This is a genomic window from Streptomyces sp. NPDC014006 (assembly GCF_043088925.1).
GTDB lineage: Bacteria > Actinomycetota > Actinomycetes > Streptomycetales > Streptomycetaceae > Streptomyces.
Genome location: NZ_JBICAJ010000009.1, coordinates 82244 through 99119, shown reverse-complemented (window position 1 = coordinate 99119; position 16876 = coordinate 82244). Strand labels below are relative to the sequence as shown.

The 16876-nt window shown below is 73.8% G+C and carries 19 protein-coding genes; 9 read left to right on the top strand and 10 right to left on the bottom strand.

What is annotated here, in order from left to right; all coding sequences use genetic code 11:
• The first annotated feature begins 101 nt into the window (after nt 1-101).
• Complete coding sequence (locus ACF1GV_RS28400; RefSeq protein ID WP_391685946.1) at nt 102-659, top strand: TetR/AcrR family transcriptional regulator; 558 nt, start codon at nt 102-104, stop codon at nt 657-659.
• A gap of 6 nt (nt 660-665) precedes the next feature.
• On the opposite strand, the gene ACF1GV_RS28395 is transcribed toward ACF1GV_RS28400, so the two are convergent.
• Entirely contained in the window at nt 666-2165 is a 1500-nt protein-coding gene (locus ACF1GV_RS28395) for an acyl-CoA synthetase (RefSeq protein ID WP_391685944.1), read from the bottom strand.
• A gap of 202 nt (nt 2166-2367) precedes the next feature.
• Here ACF1GV_RS28395 and ACF1GV_RS28390 point away from each other — a divergent pair, with 202 nt between their 5' ends.
• The gene (locus ACF1GV_RS28390; RefSeq protein ID WP_391685942.1) at nt 2368-4770 is read left to right on the top strand and encodes a penicillin acylase family protein; all 2403 of its coding nucleotides are present in this window, start codon (nt 2368-2370) and stop codon (nt 4768-4770) included.
• 54 nt (nt 4771-4824) lie between these two features.
• On the opposite strand, the gene ACF1GV_RS28385 is transcribed toward ACF1GV_RS28390, so the two are convergent.
• Together ACF1GV_RS28385 and ACF1GV_RS28380 are read right to left on the bottom strand one after the other, a co-directional pair.
• Nucleotides 4825-5244, bottom strand: a complete 420-nt coding sequence (locus ACF1GV_RS28385; protein WP_391685940.1) for a hypothetical protein — start codon at nt 5242-5244, stop codon at nt 4825-4827.
• Nucleotides 5245-5263: 19 nt separating this feature from the next.
• Nucleotides 5264-5797 (bottom strand): DUF2231 domain-containing protein, encoded by a 534-nt coding sequence (locus ACF1GV_RS28380; RefSeq protein WP_363263812.1) that lies wholly within the window; start codon nt 5795-5797, stop codon nt 5264-5266.
• Nucleotides 5798-5901: 104 nt separating this feature from the next.
• On the opposite strand from ACF1GV_RS28380, the gene ACF1GV_RS28375 reads away from it, so the two are divergent.
• Together ACF1GV_RS28375 and ACF1GV_RS28370 are read left to right on the top strand one after the other, a co-directional pair.
• Nucleotides 5902-6648: a helix-turn-helix transcriptional regulator gene (locus ACF1GV_RS28375; protein ID WP_391685938.1), complete on the top strand. Its 747-nt coding sequence runs from the start codon at nt 5902-5904 to the stop codon at nt 6646-6648.
• Between the two features lie 131 nt (nt 6649-6779).
• Nucleotides 6780-8543 (top strand): serine hydrolase, encoded by a 1764-nt coding sequence (locus tag ACF1GV_RS28370; RefSeq protein ID WP_391685936.1) that lies wholly within the window; start codon nt 6780-6782, stop codon nt 8541-8543.
• Here ACF1GV_RS28370 and ACF1GV_RS28365 read toward each other — a convergent pair.
• From ACF1GV_RS28365 to ACF1GV_RS28350, 4 genes are all read right to left on the bottom strand, one after another.
• On the bottom strand, nt 8540-9106 hold the full coding sequence (locus ACF1GV_RS28365) for a GNAT family N-acetyltransferase (RefSeq protein WP_391685934.1): 567 nt from the start codon (nt 9104-9106) through the stop codon (nt 8540-8542). The genes ACF1GV_RS28370 and ACF1GV_RS28365 overlap by 4 nt on opposite strands.
• Before the next feature lie 44 nt (nt 9107-9150).
• A complete protein-coding gene (locus tag ACF1GV_RS28360; protein ID WP_103784522.1) occupies nt 9151-9342 on the bottom strand; it encodes a DUF2795 domain-containing protein in 192 nt (63 codons plus the stop codon).
• A gap of 234 nt (nt 9343-9576) precedes the next feature.
• A complete protein-coding gene (locus ACF1GV_RS28355) occupies nt 9577-10374 on the bottom strand; it encodes an oxygenase MpaB family protein (RefSeq protein WP_391686428.1) in 798 nt (265 codons plus the stop codon).
• A 78-nt stretch (nt 10375-10452) separates the two neighbouring features.
• A complete protein-coding gene (locus ACF1GV_RS28350; RefSeq protein ID WP_391685932.1) occupies nt 10453-11466 on the bottom strand; it encodes a methyltransferase in 1014 nt (337 codons plus the stop codon).
• A 37-nt stretch (nt 11467-11503) separates the two neighbouring features.
• Between ACF1GV_RS28350 and ACF1GV_RS28345 the strand changes: the two genes are divergently transcribed.
• Nucleotides 11504-12022, top strand: coding sequence for a DinB family protein (locus tag ACF1GV_RS28345; protein ID WP_391685930.1), 519 nt, complete (start codon nt 11504-11506; stop codon nt 12020-12022).
• A 53-nt stretch (nt 12023-12075) separates the two neighbouring features.
• On the opposite strand, the gene ACF1GV_RS28340 is transcribed toward ACF1GV_RS28345, so the two are convergent.
• Nucleotides 12076-12450, bottom strand: coding sequence for a ferredoxin (locus ACF1GV_RS28340; RefSeq protein WP_363263818.1), 375 nt, complete (start codon nt 12448-12450; stop codon nt 12076-12078).
• A gap of 122 nt (nt 12451-12572) precedes the next feature.
• Here ACF1GV_RS28340 and ACF1GV_RS28335 point away from each other — a divergent pair, with 122 nt between their 5' ends.
• The 3 genes from ACF1GV_RS28335 (at nt 12573) to ACF1GV_RS28325 (ending at nt 13841) form a co-directional block, all read left to right on the top strand.
• Nucleotides 12573-12977: a ChaB family protein gene (locus tag ACF1GV_RS28335; protein ID WP_391685927.1), complete on the top strand. Its 405-nt coding sequence runs from the start codon at nt 12573-12575 to the stop codon at nt 12975-12977.
• A gap of 37 nt (nt 12978-13014) precedes the next feature.
• Entirely contained in the window at nt 13015-13371 is a 357-nt protein-coding gene (locus ACF1GV_RS28330) for a DUF6479 family protein (RefSeq protein WP_391685926.1), read from the top strand.
• Nucleotides 13372-13490: 119 nt separating this feature from the next.
• Nucleotides 13491-13841 (top strand): hypothetical protein, encoded by a 351-nt coding sequence (locus ACF1GV_RS28325; RefSeq protein WP_391685924.1) that lies wholly within the window; start codon nt 13491-13493, stop codon nt 13839-13841.
• A gap of 268 nt (nt 13842-14109) precedes the next feature.
• On the opposite strand, the gene ACF1GV_RS28320 is transcribed toward ACF1GV_RS28325, so the two are convergent.
• Nucleotides 14110-15078, bottom strand: coding sequence for a fructosamine kinase family protein (locus ACF1GV_RS28320; protein WP_391685922.1), 969 nt, complete (start codon nt 15076-15078; stop codon nt 14110-14112).
• Nucleotides 15079-15155: 77 nt separating this feature from the next.
• Between ACF1GV_RS28320 and ACF1GV_RS28315 the strand changes: the two genes are divergently transcribed.
• A complete protein-coding gene (locus tag ACF1GV_RS28315) occupies nt 15156-15983 on the top strand; it encodes an MIP/aquaporin family protein (RefSeq protein WP_391685920.1) in 828 nt (275 codons plus the stop codon).
• On the opposite strand, the gene ACF1GV_RS28310 is transcribed toward ACF1GV_RS28315, so the two are convergent.
• On the bottom strand, nt 15907-16695 hold the full coding sequence (locus ACF1GV_RS28310) for a hypothetical protein (RefSeq protein ID WP_391685919.1): 789 nt from the start codon (nt 16693-16695) through the stop codon (nt 15907-15909). The two genes, ACF1GV_RS28315 and ACF1GV_RS28310, sit on opposite strands and share 77 nt — an antisense overlap.
• Between the last annotated feature and the right edge of the window lie 181 nt (nt 16696-16876).

Genomic DNA, 16876 nt, shown 5'->3' with positions numbered 1-16876 from the left:
TTCCTCGTCTTCCCCGTCGCCGGCCTTCTACATCTGTAGAAGACCGCAGCAGCGTACGCCCGCCCTCTACAGCTGTAGAAGCCGGGGTGTAGAAAGGACCGGTGACCACCGACCGACGCACCGTGCTCGCCGACGCGGCCATCGGCGTCCTGGCCGACGCCGGGATCCGCGGGCTGACCCATCGCGCCGTCGACGGGGCGGCGGGCCTGCCCTCCGGGACGACATCGGCGTACTTCCGCACCCGGCAGGCGTTGCTGACCGGGCTGGTCAGGCGGCTGGTGGCGCTCGACCAGGCGGAGCTGCAGGCGGCCGGGGCGGCGACGCCGAAGCCGCGGACCGCGGACGACCTGGTCGCCGGGATCGCCGCCCTCACCGAACGCCGGCTCACCGGGGAGGGGCGACGCCGCTCCCTCGCGCGCTACGCGTGCGCGCTGGAGAGCGTGCGGCACCCGGAGCTGAGGGAGATCCTGCGGCCGCGCGAGAACGCGGGCCGCGACCTGGTGCGCGCCTTCGTCGCGGCGCACGGGCACACGGACGCCGAGGAACGCACGCTGACGCTGCTGACCTGCGTGGACGGCCTGGTCTTCGACCGGCTGGTGAGCGGCGGCGCGGTGTGCGCCGAGGAGATCCGGCGGCTGGTGGAGACGGCGCTGCGCTGAGCCGCCTCACCCGTCCTTGAGCCGGTCCCGCAGCTCCCGTTTGAGGATCTTCCCGCTGGCGTTGCGCGGCAGCGCGTCGACGAAGACGACCCGCTTGGGCGCCTTGAACGCGGCGAGCTTCTCCCGGGCGTGGGCGATGAGCTGGGCCTCGGTCACCTCGCCGCGCGCGACGACGACCGCGGTGACCGCCTCGATCCAGCGCTCGTCTGGCAGCCCCACCACCGCGGCCTCGGCGACGGCCTCGTGTGTGTACAGGGCGTCCTCGACCTGGCGGGAGGCGACCAGCACGCCACCGGAGTTGATGACGTCCTTGACCCGGTCGACGATCGTGAAGTAGCCGTCGGCGTCGCGTACCGCGAGGTCGCCGGAGTGGAACCAGCCGTCGCGGAAGGCCTCGGCGCTCTCCTCGGGCTTGTCCCAGTACCCCTCGCACAACTGCGGGGAACGGTAGACGATTTCACCGGGCGTGCCGGCCGGCACGTCCTTGCCGTCCTCGTCGACCACCCGCGCGTCCACGAACAGCACGGGCCGGCCGCAGGAGTCCATGCGCCCCTCGTGCTCGTCGGGTCCCAGTACGGTCGCCAGCGGGCCGATCTCGCTCTGCCCGAAGCAGTTGTAGAAGGCCAGGTGCGGCAGCCGGCCGCGCAGCCGCTCCAGCACGGGCACCGGCATGATGGAGGCGCCGTAGTAGGCCTTGCGCAGCCCGTCGAGGTCACGGGTGGTGAAGTCGGGGCGGTTCGCCAGGGCGATCCACACCGTGGGCGGCGCGAAGAGGCTGTCGCAGCGGCCCGTCTCGATGAGGTCGAACAGCCGCTCCCCGTCCGGGGCGTCGAGGATGACGTTGGTGGCGCCGACGGCGAGGTAGGGCAGCAGGAAGACGTGCATCTGCGCCGAGTGGTACAGCGGCAGCGAGTGGACCGGGCGGTCACCGGCGCTCAGGTCGAGGGCGGTGATGGCGCTCAGGTACTCGTGGACCAGTGCGCGGTGGGTCATCATCGCGCCCTTGGGCAGGGCGGTGGTGCCGGAGGTGTACAGCAGCTGGACCAGGTCCTCACCGCGCGGTTCCGGCCCGTCGTACGGCGCGGTCGCGGGCAGCCGGTCGAGCAGCGCGTCGTCCGCGTCCCGCAACGGCAGGGTCGTCACGCCGTCCGGCAGGTGACCGGCGAGGGCGGGGTCGGTGAGCACCAGCGCACTGCCCGACTGGTGGACGAGGTAGGCGAGGTCGTCGCCTTTGAGGTGCTGGTTGACGGGCACGTGCACCAGGCCGGCGCGGGCGCAGGCGAGGAAGGCGATGAGGTAGGCGTCGGAGTTGTGGCCGTAGGCGGCGACCCGGTCGCCCGGGGAGAGGCCCTCGCCCCGCAGCAGGCCCGCCGCGCGGGAGACGGCGTCGTCGAGTTCCTCGTACGTCCAGGAGCGCTCGCCGTAGGTGACGGCGACGCGCGCGGGGGTGCGGCGGGCGCTGCGGCGCAGCACGCCGTCGACGGTGCTGCCGTGTCCGGGCGTCATGCCTCATGATCCTCGACGCACGTGCCGGGGCGGTCAAGACACGTGCGCGGTCCGGGGGACCCGGCCCGGCCCGCGCGGCATCCGGCACCGCACGGCGCCGTCCCCCGCGATGCGACCGAACCCTTCAACACACCTGCTGCCAACCGGACATACCGACTGGTACGCTCGGCCGCTCCTTCCCCCGACGATGTTGGGAGGCACGATGCGCACCCGCCTGAGACGAGCCGCCGTCGCGGCCGCGGCCCTGCTCACCGCCGCGTCCGCGCTGCCGGCGGCAGCCGCCGAGCGGCCGGTCCGCGAGGACCGTCCCGCGCACGGCGGTCTGTCCGCCGTCATCCGGTACACCGAGTACGGCATCCCGCACATCCTGGCCCGCTCCTACGCCGGCCTCGGCTTCGGCACCGGCTGGGCGCAGGCCGCCGACCAGGTCTGCACGCTGGCCGACGGTTTCGTGACCGTGCGGGGCGAGCGCTCGCGGTACTTCGGCGCCGACGCGGCGACCGACGGCTCGCTGTCCTCGGCCGGCGCCAATCTCTCCAGCGACCTGTACTTCCGCGGCGTACGGGAGGCGGGCACGGTGGAGAAGCTGCTGCGGCAGCCGGTGCCGGCCGGGCCGAGCCGTGACGCCAAGGAGCTGATGCGGGGCTTCGCCGCCGGGTACAACGCCTGGCTGGCGCAGCACCGGATCACCGACCCGGCCTGCCGGAACGCAGCCTGGGTGCGCCCGGTGACCGCGCTGGACGTGGCCGCGCGCTCCTACGCGCTCGCCGTGCTCGGCGGTGAGGGCCGGGCGATCGACGGCATCACGGCCGCGCAGCCGCCGGTGGCGGGGTCCTCCGGCGCGCAGGCGCCCGACGCGGGGGACGTCGCGCGGGCCGCACGGGCGCTGCTCGCCACCGACTCCGCGGACATGGGGTCCAACGCGGTGGCGTTCAGCGGCGCGACCACGGCGAACGGCCGCGGCCTGCTGCTGGGCAACCCGCACTACCCCTGGCAGGGCGGCCGCCGCTTCTGGCAGTCCCAGCAGACCATCCCCGGCGTGCTGAACGTGGCCGGCGGCTCGCTGCTCGGCTCGCCGACGATCTCCATCGGCCACACCGCGTACGTCGCCTGGAGCCACACGGTCGCCACCGGCGTCACCCTGGACCTGCACCAGCTGACGCTGGACCCGGCCGACCCGACGGTCTACCTGGTCGACGGCGGACGGGAGCGCATGACGCGGCGGACCGTCACGGTCGCGGTGAACAACGGCGCGCCGGTGACCCGCACCCAGTGGTGGACCCGTTACGGCCCCGTCACCACCTCCCTCGGCGCCTCGCTGCCGCTGCCCTGGACGGCCACGACGGCGTACGCCGTGGGCGACCCCAACGCGGTCAACCTGCGCGGCGCCGACACCGCCCTCGGCTTCGGCACCGCCCGCTCCACCCACGACGTACTCGCCGCGCTGCGCCGCACCCAGGGCCTGCCGTGGGTGAACACGATCGCCGCCGACTCCCGCGGCCACAGCCTGTACACCCAGTCGCAGGTACTGCCGCGCGTCACCGACGACCTGGCGCAGCGCTGCCTGACCCCGCTGGGCCGGGCCACCTATCCGGCGTCGGGCCTGGCGGTCCTGGACGGCTCGCGCGGTGACTGCGCGCTCGGCAGCGACCCCGACGCCGTACAGCCCGGCGTGTTCGGGCCCGCGCGGATGCCGGTGCTCAAGGACGCGCCGTACGCGGAGAACTCCAACGACAGCGCCTGGCTGGCCAACGCGGAGCGGCCGCTGACCGGTTACGAGCGGATCTTCGGCACCGTCGGCACCGCGCGCTCGCTGCGCACCCGGGGTGCGCTCGAGGACGTGGCGGCGATGGCGGCGCGCGGGCATCTGACCGTGCGGGACCTGCAGGCGCAGCAGTTCGCCGACCGGGTGCCCGCGGGCGACCTGGCCGCGGCGGACGCGGCGAAGGCGTGTGCCGCGCTGCCGGGCTCCACGGCCACCGGCAGCGACGGCGGGGCCGTCGACGTGCGGGAGGCGTGCGGGGTGCTCGCGGCGTGGGATCACACCGTGAACACCTCCAGCCGCGGGGCGCTGCTCTTCGACCGGCTGTGGCGCAGGCTGCCGGCCGCGCGGCTGTGGAAGGTGCCGTTCTCGCCTGCCGACCCGGTGGGTACGCCGAACACGCTGAACACGGACAGCCCGGCGTTCGCCACGGCCCTCGCGGACGCGGTGGCCGAGCTGCGGGCGGCCGGCATCCCGCTGGACTCCCCGCTGGGCGAGCACCAGTTCGTGGTGCGCGGCGGGCAGCGCATCCCGGTGCCCGGGGGCACGGAGTCGCTCGGCGTGTGGAACAAGGCCGAGCCGGTATGGAACGCGGCCGGCGGCGGCTACACCGAGGTGGCCCACGGCTCCAGTTACCTCCAGGCGGTGGGCTGGGACGGCTCGCGGTGCCCGGTGGCCCGCACCCTGCTGACGTACTCCCAGTCCTCGAATCCGGACTCGCCGCACTTCAGCGACCAGACGCGGCTGTTCTCGGCAGGGCAGTGGGTGACCTCCCGCTTCTGCGAGAAGGACATCCTCACCTCTCCGGTGCTGCGGGTGGTCAGGGTGGGCGAGAAGGGGTGACGCGGCCGGCGCCCGGGGTCCGCCTCCCGGGCGCCGACCGCGTCACGCGGTGCCTCAGCTGCCGCCGACGCCCAGTGCGGCCAGCAGCACCAGTACCAGGGTCGTGGCGCCGAGGAGGCCGTGGGCGGCGACCACGGGGACGGGCAGGTGACGCTCGGGGGGCGCCGTCTCACCCGACGTACCCTGGTACACCGGCAGCCAGCGGCCGAACAGGGTGAAGCCGAGCAGGGCGACCGCCACGAGCACCCCGAAGGACGTCCACGCCAGGGCGCTCTTGTCGGCGACGAGGTAGACGATCCACACCACCAGGCCGGCCGCGGCGAGCAGGAAGTGGCCGAAGACGACGGGCGCGGGCAGGCGGGTCGGCGCCGCCTGCTGCGTGGGGCGCAGGCCGCCGCGGGCGATCCAGCGGCCGAGCAGGACGAAACCGCCGAGGGCGGTGACGATCCAGGCGACGAGAGCGGCGATGTCCATGGGCGATCTCCAGAGTGCGTCAGGACGATGACGGGGTGCGGTAGCCGTCGGCCTGCGTGGCCTCGTCGGCGACCCGCACGCCGTAGCGGTAGGCGAGTTTTCCGCCGAGATACCCGGACAGACCGAGGGCGGCGAGCGCGACGGCGGAGAGCGTCAGCTGCCCGGGGCCGACGCCCTCCTGTCCGGCGGTGCCGGCGCTGTGCCGCCAGGCCCAGCCGCCCGCGTAGGCGGCGGTGACACACAGGTTCAGCGTCATGTGGACCAGAGCCGTGCGGAAGGCCGGGGTGCCGGTGGGGATGGCGAACAGGTCGAGGAAGCCGACGCAGGCCGCCGCCAGCGCGCCGATCACCCCGATGGCGATCAGCCACATCGAGCCCCGCACCAGGAAAGCGGGCCGGTCGACGACGTGCGAGGCGATGTCGAAGACCAGGCTGCTCACCCAGGCGCCGATCGGCACCGTCACCAGGATCGGGTGGAAGGGGTGACCGTACGGCCCCGCCAGCGCACCGCTGACCGGCTGCTTGGCCTGACGAAGATCAGTGTTCGCGGTCATACCTGCACCTCACCTGTGGGGTATTTCACCAACGATTGTTGGTCTTATTCAGTGCACGGGTCAAGTCCGGCGTCAACCCGCGGTCACGGAGTTACCGTGGGCGCGTGACGTTCGATTCCTCCCCCGCGGGCACCTCGGCCACGACCACCACCGATTCCGTGGCCGCGCTCGCCGTCCTGGGCGACGAGTCGCGGCGGCGGCTGTTCGACTTCGTGCGGCGGGCCCGGCGTCCGGTCACCCGGGAGGAGGCGTCGGCGGCGGTCGGGATCTCCCGCAAGCTGGCCGCCTTCCATCTGGACAAGCTCGTCGACGCCGGGCTGCTGCAGGCCCGGCACGGGGGCCACGGTCCGCGTCGCGTGGGGCGCGCCCCGAAGGTCTACGAGCCCAGCACACAGACGCTGGAGATCACCCTGCCGCCGCGCCGGCACGAACTGCTGGCGTCCCTGCTGACCGAGGCGGTGACCGCGGTGCGGCCGGGCGAGAGCGCGCACGAGGCGGCGCTGCGCATCGCCCGGGAGCGCGGCGCGTCGCTGGGCACCGAGGCGCGCGGAGGGGATGTGGCCGCGTTCCTCGAGTCCCTCGGGTTCGAGCCCGCCGACGACGGCGGCGGCCGTACCGTGCTGTACAACTGCCCGTTCCACCCGGTGGCCGCGCAGGCGCCGGAGCTGGTGTGCGGGATGAACCACGCCTTCCTGAGCGGATACCTCACCGCTTCCGGGCACCGGCGCACCACGGCGGTGCTGGAACCCCACGCGGGAGTGTGCTGCGTCGAGCTGGTCGACGAGGCGACGGATCCCGGCGACGGCAGCGCGGTCCCCGCCTGCTCCCGCGACGCCGGCGACCACGCATAGCGGCTTTTTCCGTCCCTCCGTCAGTTTCCCTGCGCTGCACGCCCGTTGACACGGCCACAGGACTGACGGGAAAGTTTCATCCGCTCCACGGTCGCGGAAAGATACTTTCAGGGGTTGCGCGGGAGGCAGCGGTGGGCGGACTGACGCGACGTCAACTCGGTTCGGCGGCAGCGGCGTTGGGCGGCGCCCTGGCCGTGGTGCCGTTTTCGGCCGGTCCGGCGGCGGCCGCCGGGCCACGCGGCGGCGGGCCCACGCTGCGGCACGGCCCGGCCGAGCGCGCCGGACTGCTCGACGGGCATCTGCGCCGGCTGGTCACCGACGCGCGGGCCTTCCTCGACCCCTCCCCCAAGCATCCCTGGTACGCGGGCGCGGTGCTGCTCGCCGGGCGCGGTGGCACCGTCGCGCTGCACGAGCCGATCGGCATGGCGGTGCGCTACCGGGCCTACGACGAGAAGACCGACACCGGCGCCGAACTCCCGCCCGAGCAGCAGATCCCCATGACCCGCGACACCGTGTTCGACCTGGCGTCGGTGTCCAAGCTGTTCACCTCGCTACTGGCCGTGCAGCAGATCGAGCGCGGCGCGCTGCGGCTCGAGGCGCCGGTCGCCTCGTACGTGCCGGAGTTCGGGGCCGCGGGCAAACAGGACATGACGATCCGCCAGCTCCTCACCCACACGTCGGGCTTCCGTGCCTGGATACCGCTGTACAACGCGCCGTCGCGGGAGGAGAAGCTGCGGCTGATCTACAACGAGGCGCCGCTGAACCCGCCGGGCACGGCCTACCTCTACTCCGACCTGAACCTGATCTCCCTGCAGCTCGTCCTGGAGAGGATCACCGGGAGCCCGCTGGACACGCTGGTTGAGGAGGAGATCGCCGGCCCGCTCGGCCTGACCCGCACCCGCTACAACCCGCCCGCCTCCTGGAGACCCCGGATCGCCGCCACCGAGGACGCCCGCAGACCGTGGTCGGGTCTCGACCGGGGGATGGTGTGGGGCGAGGTGCACGACGAGAACGCCTACAGCCTGGGCGGGGTCGCCGGCCACGCCGGGGTGTTCTCCTGCGCCTGGGACCTGGCCGTGCTCGCGCGCACGCTGCTCAACGGCGGCTGCTACGGCCGGGCCCGCATCCTGCGTCCACGGTCCGTGGAGCTGATGTTCACGGACTTCAACACCGCCTTCCCCGGGGACGAGCACGGGCTGGGGTTCGAGCTCTACCAGCACTGGTACATGGGCGCGATGGCCACCCCGCGCACGGCCGGCCACACCGGCTTCACCGGTACGTCGCTGGTCCTGGACCCGACGACCGACTCCTTCCTCGTCGTGCTCGGCAACTCGGTCCATCCGGTACGCACTTGGCGCTCCGGCTCGGCGCCGCGGGTCGCCGCAGGGAACAACCTGGCGCGCGCCGTGCCGGTCCGCCCGCGGCAGGGCCGTACCGCCTGGTTCTCCGGGATGGCGAGCGCTGCCTCCGCCACGCTCACGCTGCCGCCGCTGGACACATGGGCGGACGGCTCGCGGCTGACCTGCGCGCTGTGGTGGGACACCGAACCGCAGGCGGACGTGCTGGCGCTGGAGGCGTCCCCCGACGGCGGCGCCACCTGGCAACCGGTGCCGTTCGCCACGGCCGCCGGCGCCGACGGCCGGAAAGAGGAGCACCCGGCCGGTACGGTCACCGGCTGGTCGGAGCGCACCTGGCACCGGCTCACAGCGCCCCTGCCGCCCGCCCGGTCGCTGACCCTGCGCTGGCGCTACCGCACCGACCGGCTCTACGTCGGCCGGGGGGCGTACGTCGACGCACTGCGCGTGGAGACGGCCGACGGCCCGCTCTTCGACGAACGCCGGCCGGCGGACGCGGCACGGATCGAGGCGAAGGGCTGGTCGGTGTCGGCGGACTAGGGGGCGGGCGGTTCGGCGGCCCGGGTGTGCAGGTGGCCCGTCTCCGGGAACGCCGGCGGAGCCGCGGGCAGCACGGCCTCGAGCCTGTACCCGGCCTTCTCCGCCACCCGGCAGGAGGCGGCGTTGTCCGTCCGGTGCAGCAGGTCCAGGCGCGTCAGGTCCAGGACGGTGAAGGCCCAGTCGGTGAGGGCGCGCAGGGCCCGGGGGGCCACGGCACGGCCCCGGGCAGCGGCGGCGGTCCAGTAACCGACCTCGGCACTGGTGGCGGTGCCGGTCCTCTTGAGGACGACATGTCCCACCACGGTCTCACCGCCGTCGGCCGCGGCCGGCTCGACGACGGCGAAGGCGATGCGCTCGCCGCTGTCCCAGCCGCTGCGCTGGTCCTGCACCCAGCGGGCGGCGCTCTCCTCGTCGTGCACGAGCGTGGTGATCCAGCGGCGCAGTTCCGCGTCCCGGTGGGCCTCGACCAGCTGCGGTATGTCGCGCGGCGCCCAGGCACGCAGCAGCAGGGCCGGCGCGCCCTCGGCCGCTTCTGTCCGAAGCGCGACGGTGGACTTGTCCATCCGCCGAGCCTACGCGGTCGGGGACGCGCCGGGGATGCGGACGTCTAGGAGTTGAAGACCGCCTTCTGCACCTCGTTCGGGCCGTCGAAGTGGTCCTCCTTGAGGCCGTCGAGACGGCTCACGATCTTGTCGTCCGCCTTGTTCTTGCGGGCGACCTCCACCAGGTGCTTCTTGTCCGTGGGGTAGTCCATCCCGCTGAGTGCCTTCTGCAGGTCGATGGGGCTGAGGTCCGCCATCAGAGCCTCCTCGGCAGGTCGTGCGGACGATGTACGGCTTCACCGTTTCGCCCGGGTATCCCCGGGCGTGCGACCCATTCACCTCGCCTCGTACCCGTGTGCTGCGGCCGCCTCGGCGCGCCGTCCGAGTCGCCGCAGACAGCGTTCGGACAGCGGGCCTCGTCGGTGCGGGCGGACAGGCGTCCGGATGGCCTGGGCCCGGTCCCGCGCCCCTGGCCTGCCCAGTACGGCGGGCTATCGCCCTGCTTTGTACGGTGCCGGGCGGGCGTCCGGGCCGAGCCGGGCGACCGCGCGCAGGATGTGTTTGGGCGGCAGCTGCCAGCGCACACCCGCGGGGATGCGGCGCAGCAGGGCGCCGGTCGCCCGCAGTCGCCGGGTCACGGCGGCGGGCGGCGGGGCCGCTCTGCCGTACAGCGCGTGGGCGTACGGCGGCAGGGAGGCGTACGCCAGCTGCGCCACACGCCGCCACAGCACCTCGCGCGCCGGGACGAGCAGGGGGCGCGTCGGTGGGCGCAGCAGGAAGTCGTCGACGACGCGTGCCTCGGGTGTGGCGGCCAGGTGCGGTCGGACCTGCTCGAAGTAGGCGGCGAGCTGCGCCCGGCCGGCGGGCACGGCGTCGGGGTCGAGGCCGACCAGGCGGGCGCTGACGCGGTGTTCGGCGAGGTAGCGGTCCGCGGCGGTGTCGGTGAGCGGGAAGCCGGAGCGCCACAGCACGTGCAGATAGGAGTCGATCTCGGCGCAGTGCACCCACAGCAGCAGCTCGGGGTCGTCGATCCGGTACCGCTCGCCCGTGGCCGGGTCGGTGGCCGTGAGCCGGCGGTGGATGCCCCGGACGCGTTCACCGGCCCGCTCGGCGGCCTCACGGGTGCCGTACGTCGTCGTACCGACGAAGTGCGCCGTGCGCCGCAGGCGTCCCCAGGCGTCGCGCCGGAAGTCGCTGTTCTGCAGGACGCCCCGCACCGCGCGCGGGTGCAGGGCCTGGAGATAGAGCGCGCGGACGCCGGCGACCCACATCATGGGGTCTCCGTGCATCTGCCAGGTCACCGAGTCGGGGCCGAACAGGCCCGGGTCGGCGTCGCTCACGTGGTCCCCCTCTGCGGTCCGGCCGACTCAGGCTGCCCGGAGATCCATCAGCAGGTGCCCCGACGCTGTCGTGCGGGCCTCGGCCGGGGCCAGCCCGGCCGCCGCGGCGAGCGCCGTGTACTCCTCGGTGCTGCGCTCGCGTCCACCGGAGATCACCAGCATGCGCAGGTCCATCTCGGCGAACATGGCCGCGTCGTCGCCGGCCCTGCCGTGCGTCTCGACGAGGAGGACCCGGCCGTCCCGGCCCGCGGCCTCGGCGCACCGGCGCAGCACGGCGACGGCCGGCTCGTCGGCCCAGTCGTGGATCACGGCGCTGAGCACGTACACGTCGCCGCCGGCGGGCAGCGGGTCGAAGAAGCTCTGCCCGGCGAACGCGCACCGCTCCGCCAGGCCGTGCTCGCCCAGGAACCGGCGTGCGCGGACGACGGTCTCCGGCAGGTCGACCAGGGTGCCGCGCAGACCGGGATGCGCGCCGAGCACCTCGGCCAGCAGCGCCCCGGTGCCCCCGCCGACGTCGACGACGTGCTTCACCCCGGACCAGTCGTAGTCGGCGGCCGCCGTTCTGCGCAGCGAGCGCGCCATCGTCGCGTCGAAGGAGGCCGCGAGGGCGGGGTCGGCGGCGAGATGGTCCCAGAAGGGCGCGCCGAAGACCTCCTCCCAAGCGGGCCGGCCGGTGCGGACGGTGTGCAGCAGCCCGGTGAACACCAGGTCCATCCGGCCGCCGAAACCGTCCAGGTCGAACCAGGTCCGCATATCCGAGGGATGGTCCGAGCGCAGCAGCTCGGCCCGTTCGTCGAGGACGAACCGCCCCGGGGAGACCTCCTCGAACATCCCGTGGCGGGCGAGGTGGCGCAGCAGCCGGCCCAGCGCGTCGGCGTCGGTACCGCTGCGCTCCGCCAGCTCGTCCACCTGCTCGGCACCGGCGGCGATCAGGTCGGCCAGGCGCAGGGTGGCGGCCACTCTGACCGCCATGGGGGTCACCAGGTCCACGAGCGGCGCGAGCAGCTGCCACCCCGAGGGTTCGCTCCGTTGCGACGGCATCCGCCCATGCTAGCGACGGCGTTGATAGCGTGCCCGCATGACGACGTGCGCGGAATGCGGTTTCGAGTACGACCTCTCCCTGGCCCCCTCGGTGCCGCAGCTCGCCCTGGACGCCGCGGACGCGTACGGGCCGCTGCTGCGGGCGGACGCCGCGGTGCTGAGGCGGCGGCCGGCGCCGCAGGTGTGGTCGCCGCTGGAGTACGCCTGCCACGTCCGCGACGTGCTGTTCGTGCAGCGGGAGCGGGCGCTGGCCGCGCTCCGTACGAACACGCCGGTCGCCGAGCCCATGGGGCGTGACGAGCGGGTCGAGCACGACGGCTACGCCGAGCAGCAGCCCGCCGATGTCGCACGGCAGCTGCGCGACGGCGCGCTGATGTTCGGGCATGTGCTGGGGAAGCTGTCGCCCGCCGGCTGGGACCGCACGCTGGTCTACAGCTTCCCCGAGCGCGCGGAACGCTCCCTGCGCTGGCTCGCCGTGCACACGCTGCACGAGCTGCGCCACCATCTGCTCGACGTGCGCCGCGCCGTCGATGCTCAGAACGCACTTCAGTCGTAGAGGTCCGGGGCACCTCCCTCTCCGAGGGCACCCGAAGGGTGCCGTGAACGGGATCAGGCGAGCGTGCGGAGGAAGTCCGAGCACGCCCGGGCGCAGTCCCGGCAGTGCTGTGCCGTGTCCTCGGCGCCCTGGTGGCGATCGAAGACGTGGGCCGCTTCGAGGCAGACGGTCCGGCACCACTCCACCTGCACGCGGATACCGGCCTCGTCCACACTGTTCTGCTCGGACAGCACGCGGCAGGTGGCATCGCACACCTCGGCGCACATGATGCCCTTGCGTCGCGTCAGTTCCTGCTCCTCGGTCCCTCCGGGGTCCACCAGGCTCGCCCGCAACGCGCAGGCCCTGGCGCACTCGGTGCACGCCTGGGCACATGCGAAGCGGTCCTCGAGGAACCGTATGAGCTCCTGCTGGGTCGTCGTCGAAGTCACGCCGTGCGGGTAGCCGGTGCCCCTTGCACCAAACCCGGCCGGGCCCGGCACTCGCCTGTTATCCCGCCGCCGGCGCGGGAACCCGGAGAAGCCCGGAGGCCGCACCCGAGGAGGTGAGCGACGTGCCCGGACGACAGGAGCTGCCGTCGACCCTCGAGCGCTCCTCGCAGCACGCGCAGGAGACCTGGATCAAGGCGCACGACTCCGCCGTCGAGAGTTACGGCGAGGGCGAGCGGGCCCACCGGGTCGCCTACGGGGCGCTCAAGCACACGCACGAGAAGGTCGGCGACCACTGGGAGCGCAAGGAGGGCGGCCGCAAGGGCCCCTCGGACCCGCGCTCGGCCCGGCCCCGGCAGCAGGACGGGCGCAGCGGCGAGGGCGTCGACGAGCAGGCCACCAAGGAGCACCTCTACGACCTCGCGCGGCGACTGGACATCGAGGGGCGCTCGCGGATGTCGAAGTCCGAGCTGCTCGACGCGGTCCGCAAGGCCAACCGCTCGCGGACCCGGCAATCCCGTTCGGAGTGAACTGGTAGCGAATCCGTTTGGGGGGTATTCGTGTGGTATGAGCAGCGCATTGATGCAGATTGCCGCCCCGAGCGGCGCTTGGGTCCTGGGCCCGGTCATCGCCGGGGTCTTCCTCGTCGGCGGGCTGATCGGCGCCTTCTGGTTCGGCGACGTCTTCAAGAGCCGCGAGCCCGCTCCGCCGCGCCCCGAGGAGCAGCCGCACCTGCCCCCGGGCGGCGCGGTCCGCGGCATCCAGGAGAACCGGGAACCCGAGGAGGTGCCCCGCGACGGACGCCGTCGGCTTCCGCACGAGTTCGGCAACCTCGGCACCCGGCCGAGCGAGTCGCAGGAACGGCCCAAGTGGGGCAAGGGCTCCAGTGGCTCGTTCGGCGGAGGCGGCCTGGGCGCCCACTGAGCCCCCGGCACCCCACAGTCGCCCGCCCCGCGGCCGCACGCCCCGCAGCCGCGGGGCGCCGGGCCGCGGGAGGCGCTCGCCCGGACCGGAGCCCACGCACGAAGGGAAGTGAGGTCCACATGGCCGACCCCGGCCGCAGCACCCTGCCCCTGCCCGACTACGACCACCTGCCGATCGGCGGTCTGGAGAGCCGTGTGCGGTCGCTGACCGCCGAGGAGGTGGAGGAGCTGCTCGCCTACGAGCGCACCCACGCCGACCGCCTGCCGATCACCGAGGTTCTGACGGCACGCCTGGATCAGCTGCGGGCCGGCGCCGAACCCTCGGCGGGCGATCCGGGGGCCCTGCGCCCCGAGCAGAGCGAGGGCAGCACGGGTTCCCCCGTGTCCCCGGCGACCTCCCCCGAGCCCTTCAGCCCTCCGCCGCACGGCACTCCGGACCAGCGCGGCAAGCCCAAGGGCGACCGCACCTAGCCGGTCTTCCGTGCCCCCGTCACCCCGGACTCGTCCGGCGTGACGGGGGCATTCGTGTGCGGGGCCCGTGTGGGGGCGCGCGGGGAGCTGTGCGGGGGCGCGCGGGGGGCCGTGCGGGCGCGCGCGGGGGGGGCCGTACGGGGGCGCGCGGGGGGCCGTACGGGGGCGCGCATGCGCGGTGCTGTCGGGGAGAACGAGGGAACGTGACGGGGACACCGAGCCCCCGCTCAGTCCCCGCTCGGCATTCGGTCCGCGCTTGTACCCGCGCTCAGCCCCCGGCGGCCGTCCGGGCAGCCGTCAGCGCCTGTTCGGCATAACCGCGGCCGAACAGGACGGCGTGCACCAGCAGCGGAAAGAGCTGATGGAGGGCCATCCGCTCGCACCAGCCCGCGGCGAGCGGTGCCGCGTCCTGGTAGCCCTCCAGCACCCGCTGAAGGTGGGGGCAGCCGAAGAGATGCAGCATCGCGAGATCGCTCTCGCGGTGACCGCCGTGTGCGGCCGGGTCGATCACCCAGGCGTGCCCGTCGGCTCCCCACACCACGTTGCCGTTCCACAGATCGCCGTGCAAGCGGGCGGGCGGCTCGGGGGGCCCGGCCAGCTCGGGCAGCCGCTCGCAGAACCGCTCGACGACCGGCGCCTCCGTCGACCGGACGATCCCCTGGTCGACGGCGCGCCGCAGGTAGGGCAGGACGCGGTGTTCGGCGTACCAGCGCGGCCATCGGGGTCCGGTGGCGTTGCGCATCGGGGCCCGTCCGATCCAGGCGTCCCGCGGCCCGCCGGGCGGCGCGGCGCCGAAGGCGGGGGCACCGGCGGCGTGCAGGGCGGCCAGCGCGCGCCCGAAGCGGACCGCGGCCTCGGCCGTGGGCGGCCCGCCGGGGACGCGGTCGGTCACGAGCCAGCGCTCGTCCTGCCCGTGCACCCCGGGTACCCGTACGGCGCCGGCGTCCGCCAGCCAGCGCAGTCCGGCGGCCTCGGCGCGCACCGCGCCGGTCTCGTCGGCGCGTTTGACCATCACCAGGCGTCCGTCGTCCAACGTGATCTCGGCGAGCGCCTCGGACAGCCGCCGCTGGCCGGCCACCCGCGCGCCGGTGAACCGGGCCGCCACGGCACCGGCATCCAGACCGTCGGAGCTGTTCCACACGGCGCCCAGCGTACGGCCGTACACCCGGCCGACGGGCAACAGATCCACACGGAAGATGGCGCTCCGGTTGACGTTCCGGCTCTGGACGTCCAGCATCAAATCACTACGGTCGTATGCAAAACGCCCCATCGTCACCACACCCATCCCCCCTCAGAAGGTGGAGGCGGTGCTCCATGGCAGACAGGACGACCGCCAGAGGAATGACCGGCGAGCTGGTCGCGGAATTCCTCGGCACCATGATCCTCATCCTCTTCGGCGTCGGCGTGGTCGCCCAGGTCGTGGCCGGGGGACTCGGAAATCACGACAGCATCACCTGGGCCTGGGGCCTCGGCGTCACCTTCGGTGTGTACGTCGCCGCCCGGATCAGCGGCGCGCATCTCAATCCCGCCGTGACCGTGGCCCTGGCCTGCTTCAAGGGCTTCTCCTGGCGCAAGGTCCTGCCGTACGCGGTGGCCCAGACGGCCGGCGCGTTCGTCGCGGCGCTGATCGTGCGCTGGAACTACACGGAGGTCCTGGCCAAGTTCGACCCCGGCCACACCATCAAGTCGCAGTTCGTCTTCTCGACCCTGCCCGGCAACGGCGCCGCCCCGGTGAGCGAGTGGGGTGCGCTGCGTGACCAGGTGATCGGCACCGCCATCCTCGTGCTGCTGATCTTCGCGGTCACCGACCTGCTCAACACCCCGCCCGGCGCCAACCTCGCGCCGTTCATCATCGGCCTCATCGTCGTGGCGATCGGCATGGCCTGGGGCACGGACGCGGGCTACGCGATCAACCCCGCCCGTGACCTCGGCCCCCGGCTGGCGAGTTTCATCACCGGGTACGGCACCGCCTGGAGAGATCAGTACGGCAATCTCTACTGGTGGGTGCCCATCGTCGGACCGCTCGTCGGCGGTGTGGTCGGCGCCGCGATCTACCGGCTGATGATCACTCCGTATCTGACGCGCGGGCTGGAGGAACAGGAACCGGGCCGCATTCCCTCGCCCGACGCAGGTCCCGAATAGGCGGTCGCCGCAGGCGTCCGTGCGCCACGGCGAGGACGATCGCCGCGCCCACCGCGACCAGGTGTTCGCGTCCGGCCAGGTTGGGCACGGCGATCGACTCCCACACCATCGACCCGCCGGTGAGCGTGAACAGCACGGGCGCCCGGCGGGTCACGGCCATGTAGGTGAACAGCCCCACGACCGCGGCCGAGGGGCCGGTGTCGAGCACCCGGCCGGCCTCGGGCGGCAGGCCGAGCCCCCACCAGCCGGGGCCGAGTGCGATCATCACCCGGGCGGCGAGCGTCCCGGCCAGTGTGGTGGCATAGGCGACGGCCAGCGTCCGGGCCCGGCCGAGCGCCAGCTCGGCCAGCGCGAACGCCAGGAACAGCGACGTGAGGCCCGCCCACACCGGCAGGTCCAGGGCCGGCACATAGAGCGACACCGGCGTGCGCAGCAGCGCCAGCCACAGCGGCAGATCGCCCTGGACGCCGCCGAGGACGCGCACCACTGTCGCGCCCACCGGGTACTGCGCGATCGCGTGGAAGAAGATCACCCCGACACAGGCCACGCACCCCAGCAGCAGCGCGCCCGGCCCGCGGCGCAGGAGCCGGACGACCGGGTCGGCCACGATGCCGCGGAACTCGTTCCACAGCGTGCGCCCGACGAACCTTGCCGCGCGGCGTGGCAGCCCCCGCGGCCGCGCACGCCGGCCTTCCTGCCCGGTGGGCGGCATCGCTCCGGCGCCGCCCGCGCCTTCCCCCTGTGGACGCCCCTGGTCCCGGTACACACCCGCCCCCTGACGCGGGGTCCGCCCCCGCCGCCCCCTCCAGCACGACCACCGCCATCGTAAGGAAGACCCCCGCCCGACCCCGGCCGGGCGCCGGGGTGTTCCGCCGCCCGCGCCGCGCAGGTTA